Annotated in this window: 9 protein-coding genes; 7 read left to right on the top strand and 2 right to left on the bottom strand. The window is 65.3% G+C overall.

Annotation, left to right across the window (positions count from 1 at the left end):
• From EPN33_04520 to EPN33_04510, 3 genes are all read left to right on the top strand, one after another.
• Window positions 1–1,201, top strand: a 1,201-nt coding sequence (locus EPN33_04520) for an Ig-like domain repeat protein (GenBank protein TAN24082.1), incomplete at its 5' end; no start/stop codon positions are given.
• Between the two features lie 76 nt (window positions 1,202–1,277).
• Window positions 1,278–1,529, top strand: a complete 252-nt coding sequence (locus EPN33_04515; protein ID TAN24081.1) for a type II toxin-antitoxin system prevent-host-death family antitoxin — start codon at window positions 1,278–1,280, stop codon at window positions 1,527–1,529.
• The gene (locus EPN33_04510) at window positions 1,526–1,954 is read left to right on the top strand and encodes a PIN domain-containing protein (GenBank protein TAN24080.1); all 429 of its coding nucleotides are present in this window, start codon (window positions 1,526–1,528) and stop codon (window positions 1,952–1,954) included. Before EPN33_04515 ends, EPN33_04510 begins: the two co-directional genes overlap by 4 nt.
• 11 nt (window positions 1,955–1,965) lie before the next feature.
• Here EPN33_04510 and EPN33_04505 read toward each other — a convergent pair whose 3' ends face one another.
• Window positions 1,966–3,249, bottom strand: a complete 1,284-nt coding sequence (locus EPN33_04505) for a M20 family peptidase (protein ID TAN24079.1) — start codon at window positions 3,247–3,249, stop codon at window positions 1,966–1,968.
• Between EPN33_04505 and fabZ the strand changes: the two genes are divergently transcribed.
• The 4 genes from fabZ (at window position 3,185) to EPN33_04485 (ending at window position 6,189) form a co-directional block, all read left to right on the top strand.
• Complete coding sequence (gene fabZ / locus EPN33_04500; GenBank protein TAN24078.1) at window positions 3,185–3,622, top strand: 3-hydroxyacyl-ACP dehydratase FabZ; 438 nt, start codon at window positions 3,185–3,187, stop codon at window positions 3,620–3,622. The two genes, EPN33_04505 and fabZ, sit on opposite strands and share 65 nt — an antisense overlap.
• Complete coding sequence (locus EPN33_04495; GenBank protein ID TAN24077.1) at window positions 3,619–4,389, top strand: acyl-ACP--UDP-N-acetylglucosamine O-acyltransferase; 771 nt, start codon at window positions 3,619–3,621, stop codon at window positions 4,387–4,389. The genes fabZ and EPN33_04495 overlap by 4 nt, the downstream gene beginning before the upstream one ends.
• A 118-nt stretch (window positions 4,390–4,507) precedes the next feature.
• On the top strand, window positions 4,508–5,239 hold the full coding sequence (locus tag EPN33_04490) for an LpxI family protein (GenBank protein TAN24104.1): 732 nt from the start codon (window positions 4,508–4,510) through the stop codon (window positions 5,237–5,239).
• The gene (locus tag EPN33_04485; GenBank protein TAN24103.1) at window positions 5,233–6,189 is read left to right on the top strand and encodes a Gfo/Idh/MocA family oxidoreductase; all 957 of its coding nucleotides are present in this window, start codon (window positions 5,233–5,235) and stop codon (window positions 6,187–6,189) included. The genes EPN33_04490 and EPN33_04485 overlap by 7 nt, the downstream gene beginning before the upstream one ends.
• Here the strand turns inward: EPN33_04485 and EPN33_04480 are convergent.
• A complete protein-coding gene (locus EPN33_04480; protein ID TAN24076.1) occupies window positions 6,179–6,406 on the bottom strand; it encodes a hypothetical protein in 228 nt (75 codons plus the stop codon). The genes EPN33_04485 and EPN33_04480 overlap by 11 nt on opposite strands.
• Window positions 6,407–6,450: the final 44 nt, after the last annotated feature.

Genomic DNA, 6,450 nt, shown 5'->3' with positions numbered 1-6,450 from the left:
GGTGCTCACGACGCCGCCCACCTGCGCCAGCACGGCGAGCAGCAGCTCGCCGGCGGGCAGCACCGCGCCGACAGCTTGCAGCGGCGCCGCGGCGCCCGGTTACACCATTGTCTATGCGCCCGGCGTGGTGACGGTGACGCCGGCGCCGCTGACCATTACCGCCTCCAGCCCGAGCATGACCTACGGCGGCGTTGTGCCCGCGGTCGCACCGGTTTATTCCGGCTTCGTGAACGGCGATACGGCGGCCGCGCTGACCACCGAACCAACCTGCCTCGCCGATGCCACCAGCGCCACGCCTGCCGGCACCGCGGCGACGCTGTGTGCTGGCGGTGCAGCGGCCAACTACTCCCTCGCTTACGCACCTGGAACATTGACCATTTCGAAAGCGGCAAGCACGGTGGCGCTGGCGAGTTCGGCGAGCAGCATGGGCGCGGGATACGGCTTTACACTGACAGCCACGGTCGCTCCCGCGACCAGCGGGACGCCGAGCGGAACGGTCAGCTTTTTCGATGGCACAACGGCGCTGGGAACGGCAACGCTGACAGGCGGCAAGGCAAGCTTCACGGCGAAGCTTGCGGGCCTGGGCACGCACGACCTCACGGTACAATACGGCGGCGATGGAAACTTTTCCGGCGGCAGTTCGGCTGCGGTTGCGGTGAACGTCGTGCAATCGGGCTACATGCTGGCGGCAACGCCGGACCATATCGACGTGCAGCGGGGTTCATCCGGACAGATCGTGATTACGGCGACGCCATTTGGTAATTTCCAGGGAACGGTGTCGTTTGCGTGCAGCGGACTGCCCAGTTATGCGAGCTGCGCGTTTACACCCCCCAGCCTTACGCTCGATGGCAGCGACACGCAGCGGGAGATGGCGCTGACGGTGACGGCGGCGGCGGCAGGCGGTGCGCCGTGGCTGCCAGCGGGCGGCCGCGACCGGTGGTTCTGGCTGCTGGGTGCGCTGGTGGTGGCCGGGGTGGCAATGAGTCTGCGGCGAAGGCGCGTGCGGCTGGCGTGGGGGCTGGCTGGGATCTGTCTATTGCTGGCGGGTTGCGGCGGAATGGCGGCGGGCAACGGCTCCGGCAACAACACGACCGGGACCACGACGCAGAGCGCAACGGTTAAGGTTACGGCCAGCGCCAACGCCAGCGCCGGGTCGGGCGGCCAGACTGCAACCGTTACGCTTACCATCACGTTTGATTGAAAGTCTGGTCGCTAGAACAGGCGACGACCGAAGCGTGGTAATCTAGTCTACGACTGGTCTAAGCAGAGAAGCCCCGATGCGGAATCGCGACTTTATAGGCGCCTACGAGGCGAAAACCCGGTTTTCGGAAATCCTGGAGCGGGTCGAGAGGGGAGCCGAAATTACGTTGACGCGGCACGGGACGCCGGTGGCTCGGATGGTGCCCTTGCAGAAGCAGTCGAGCCAAGGCGAGCGGGCTCAAGTTATTGAGGCCATGATCGAGTCGCGGCGCGGCTGCACTCTGGGAGGGCTGAAGGTTCGCGACCTGATCGCCGAAGGCCGGAAGTGAAAGGCAGGGTACGAGACAAATTCGTGGTGGACGCATCCGTGGGCCTGAGCTGGGTCTTCGACGATGAGGCGACGCCCGCGACCGACGCTCTGTTTCGCCGGCTCAGCACGGCAACTGCAGTCGTACCGGGCTGGTGGTACACCGAGTTGATCAACGTGCTGGCTCTGGCCGAGCGGAGGGGCCGGATCACGGTCGCGAAAACAGAAGAGTTTCGCTTGCGGCTTTCCGCGCTAGCGATCGAGGTAGATCAGCACGCCGCGGAGCGTGCTTTCGGTGAAATCCTGCCGCTTTGCCGCGCGCACGGTCTGACCAGCTACGACGCCCTCTACATTGAGCTGGCCTTGCGGCGCGGACTGCCGCTGGCGACACTCGATGCAGAAATGAGCCGAGTCGGGCGCCGGTTGGGGCTGCACCTGCTGCTGTGAGCGCTTGCCGGCTAGATAGCCTGCAGGAGGGCGGCGAGGAGGGCGGCGCGCGGGGCGAGCGAGGCGATCAGCACGTGTTCGTGGTAGGTGTGGGCGCCGGCGCCGACGGCGCCGAGGCCGTCGAGGGTGGGGACGCCGAGGGCGGCGGTGAAGCTGCCGTCGCTGCCGCCACCGGTTCCGGTGGATTCCAGAGCCAGGCCCAGTTCGCGGCCGAGGTCACGGGCGCGGGTGGCCAGAGCAAGGCTGGCGGGGGTGGGTTCCATGGGCGGGCGGTTGAGGCCGCCTTCGAGCGCAAGGCGGACGCGCGGGTCGGAGGGTTCGAGAGCGCGGATACGGCGGTCAAAGGCGGCGAGTTCGGCGGCGGTCCAGGCGCGGGCTTCGATGTGGGCTTCGGCGTGGGCGGCGACGATGTTGAGGCGCGTGCCGCCGGAGAACAGGCCGGGGTTGACGGTGAGGCCGCGAGCGGCGTCGCTCCAGGAGGCGATTTCGACCACGCGGGCGGCCAGTTCGACAATAGCGCTGGCGCCTTCGGTGAAATCGACGCCAGCATGGGCGGCGCGGCCCTCGGCGCTCAGCTTGTAGACGGCGATGCCTTTGCGGGCGACTTTGAGCTTGCCGTCTTCGTCAGCGGCCGGTTCGAGGACGAAAGCCGCACCAGCGGTGCGGGCGGCGGCTTCAGTCAGCGAGCGAGAGGCGTGGCTGCCGGTTTCTTCGTCAAAGACCAGAAGGATGTGAAGCGGACGGTGGGGCTCGGCGCCTTGGGCGGCCAAAGCGCGCAGAGCGAACAGAAGCTGGACGATGCCGCCTTTCATGTCGTAAACGCCGGGACCCCAGAGGCGCTCGCCATCGTTGCGGACGGGCATACGCTCCAGGGTGCCGGAGTCGTAAACGGTATCGAGATGGCCGAGAATGAGGAGTGGAGAGGCGTCGGCGTCACGGCCGGGCAGGCTAAGCTCCAGCGCTGCGGGGTGATCGTTGGCATCGCAACCGGCTTCGGTGAAGGCGCTGGCAACGATCTGGGCGAGGGCGCGGACCCGCTCGGGTTCGGAGGTGGGAGACTCGCAGGCAGCCCAGGTGCTAAGGCAGTCAACCATCGCATTCCGCTGCGAGGTTAACCAGGTAAGCAGTTCCGCAGGCAGGGACATAGCGGCCATTGTAAAATGGCTTTTGCCCATGATGCCGGAAAACGCTGAAACTATTGCACCCGCTTCCCTGCCCCCGACGCTGCCGATGGGTATACCGGAAATTGAGCGTCTGCTGCCGCACCGCTTCCCGTTCCTGCTGCTGGACCGCATCGTGGCGTTCGAGCCGCGCAAACGGATCACCGCGATCAAGAACGTGACCGCCAACGAGCCGTTTTTTCAGGGGCATTTTCCCGGGCATCCGATCATGCCGGGCGTGCTGGTGCTGGAAGCGCTGGCGCAGGCGGGCGCACTGATGATCCTGTACGAAGACCGGGCGCCGGGCGAACACTTGATCTACTTCACGGGGGTGGATGGTGCGCGCTTCCGGCAGCCGGTGGTGCCGGGAGATCAGTTGCGGCTGGAAGTCGAGGTGCTGCGCTTCCGGTCGACGGCCGGGCGGATGCAGGGACGGGCGTTTGTGGGCGAGAAGCTGGCAGCCGAAGGCCTGCTGAGCTGCGCGGTGGTGCCGCGGACGGAAGCATGAGATCTCCGCTGGCCGTCATTCATGAAGCCGCGCGGGTACCGGACTCGTGCGAGATTGGGCCGGGATGCGTCATCGGTGCGGGCGTCGAAATGGGCGAACGCTGCCGGCTGCATTCGCATGTGGTGATCGAAGGCGATTGCCGCATCGGCAGCGACAACGAAATCTTCCCTTTTGTCACGATCGGCATGGCGCCGCAGGATTTGACCTACAAAGGCGAGGCGACGCGGCTGGAGATCGGCGATCACAACGTGATTCACGAGTTTTGCAGCCTGCACCGGGGGACGACCAAGGGCGGCGGCGTGACGCGCATCGGCAGCCACAATCTGCTGATGGCCTATTGCCATGTCGCGCATGACTGTCAGCTCGGCTCCCACATCATCATGGCGAACGGCTCGACGCTGGGCGGGCACGTGCATGTCGGCGATCATGCCACCCTGGGCGCGCTTTCGCCGGTTCATCCCTTTGTGCGCGTGGGCGCGCATGCCTACCTGGGCGGGGGCACGATCACCACCCAGGATGTACTTCCCTTCGCCAAGACCAGCGCCACGCGCGACAACCACGCCTTCGGCGCCAACGCCATCGGCCTGAAGCGCAAGGGCTTCAGCGCGGAGCGGATCGCGGTGCTGCAGCAGGCGTTCCGGATTCTGCTGAACTCGGACCTGAACACGACACAAGCCGTGGAGCGGATTCGCGCGGAGGCGTGGAACGCGGATACGGAGATGCTGGTGGAGTTTATCGAGACCAGCGAGAGGGGGGTGATCAAATGAGGGAAGAGGGAAAAGGGAAAAGGGAAAAGTGAGCGATACCGAAAGGTATGGGCTGATTGCGGGGAATGGGAGGTTTCCGTTTCTGCTGCTGGAGGCGGCGCGAGGACGCGGGATTGCCATGGTAGTTGCCGCGATCAAAGAAGAGACGGACCCCAGTATTGGCGAGCATGCGGGCGAGGTGCATTGGCTGAGCCTGGGGCAGCTCGGGAAGCTGATTCAGGTATTTCATGGCGCCGGGGTCAAGCGCGCCGTCATGGCGGGGCAGGTGCAGCACAAGCAGATTTTTTCGCACTTGCGGCCGGACTGGAAAATGGCCATGCTGCTTGCTTCGCTCGCCACCCGGAACACCGATTCGCTGCTGGGCGGGGTGGCAAAGATACTGGAGGAAGAAGGGATTACGCTCGAAAGTTCAACCGACTTCCTGCGGCCGCTGCTAGCGACGTCGGGCGTGATGACGGCGCGAAAACCGGACGAGCGAGAGCAGGCGGATTTGGACTACGGTTTTAGCGTCGCGCGGCATCTGGCGGCAGCAGACATTGGCCAGAGCGTGGCCATTGCGGCGCGGGCGTGCGTGGCGGCGGAAGCGATGGAAGGGACCGACGCCATGATTCAGCGCGCGGCGGGGCTGGCGGGCGGACGGCCGCTGACCATCGTCAAAGTTGCAAGGCCGAAGCAGGACTTGCGCTACGACGTGCCGGTGATCGGGCCACGCACGATTGCCGCCATGCGGACTGCGGGCGCAACGGCGCTGGGGCTGGAGAGCGGACTGACGTTGATGCTGGAACGCGCGGAGTGCCTGGCCGCAGCCAACGCGGCGGGGATTGCCATCGAGGGACGAGGGAAATCGTGAGTGCGATTCCCGTTGCGGTGGTGGGCTGCGGATCGTTTGGGCGCCATCATGCGCGGATTTACGCTCAGCTGCCGGGAGCCGAGCTGGTTGGGGTCTACGACGCGAACCGGGAGCGAGCGGAAGCTTTAGGCGCGCCGGTGCTGCGTTCGCTGGATGAAGTGAAGCAAAAGGCGAAGGCCGTTTCCGTCGCTGTGCCGACGACGGCACATGCGGCGGTGGCCATCGAACTGCTGCAAGCGGGGCTGGATGTGCTGGTGGAGAAGCCGATTGCGCCATCGCTTCAGGACGCCGATGCCATGATTGCCGCGGCACAGAAGCATAGCCGCATTCTGACGGTGGGACATCTGGAGCGGTTCAATCCAGCGGTGCAGTTAGTCCGGCCGCGGGTGACGCGGCCGTTGTTTTTTGAAGTTCACCGGCTGAGCGTGTTCACGCCCCGCAGCCTCGATGTGGATGTGCTGCTGGACCTGATGATTCACGACCTCGACCTGGTGCTGAGTTTTGTGAAGGCGCCGGTCACGGAATTGCAGGGTGTGGGGCTGGCGGTGCTGAGCACGCATACCGATATCGCCAACGTGAGGCTGACGTTCGCTAACGGCTGTGTGGCGAATTTAACCGCCAGCCGGGTCAGTACCGAGCGGGTGCGGAAGCTGCGGTTTTTTCAGCCGGCGGAATACATTTCGCTCGATCTGGCGCGGCGGGATGCCGAGCTTTTCCGCCTGACGTCGGCACCTGGCGCGCCCATGCCGGCTTTGGCTCATGAACATTTGCAGGGCGGGGACACGGAACCGTTGAAGGCTGAGATCGATGCGTTTCTGGGGTGCGTAACGAACCGGGACGCGCCGGAATGCGATGGCGCGGCGGCGCGGGCAGCGTTGGAGGTGGCGCTGCGTGCGGCGGAGGCGATCCGGATTCACCGCGAGGGGCTGGAGCTATCGGCTAGGCGCTGACGGGTTCCGGGAGCGGGGCGACGCCGCAGGAGCGGACCAAGGCTTCGACGCGGGCAGAATCCATGCGGGTTGCATCGTATTCGATGGCGAGAGAGCCGGCAGCTTCGTCGATGCGGAGCTTGCGGATGCCGTAGACGTCGGAGAGGCGCGAGAGCGCCTGGATCTGCGGGTCGGTCAGCGGGCCGGCGTAAGAAAAGGCAATATCCATTGTGGTCATAAAAAGTTCACAGTTTACAGTTCGCAGTTTACAGTTTTGACGGG

This window comes from Acidobacteriota bacterium (assembly GCA_004299485.1).
GTDB lineage: Bacteria > Acidobacteriota > Terriglobia > Terriglobales > SCQP01 > SCQP01.
This window is presented reverse-complemented; position numbering and strand designations above follow the sequence as displayed.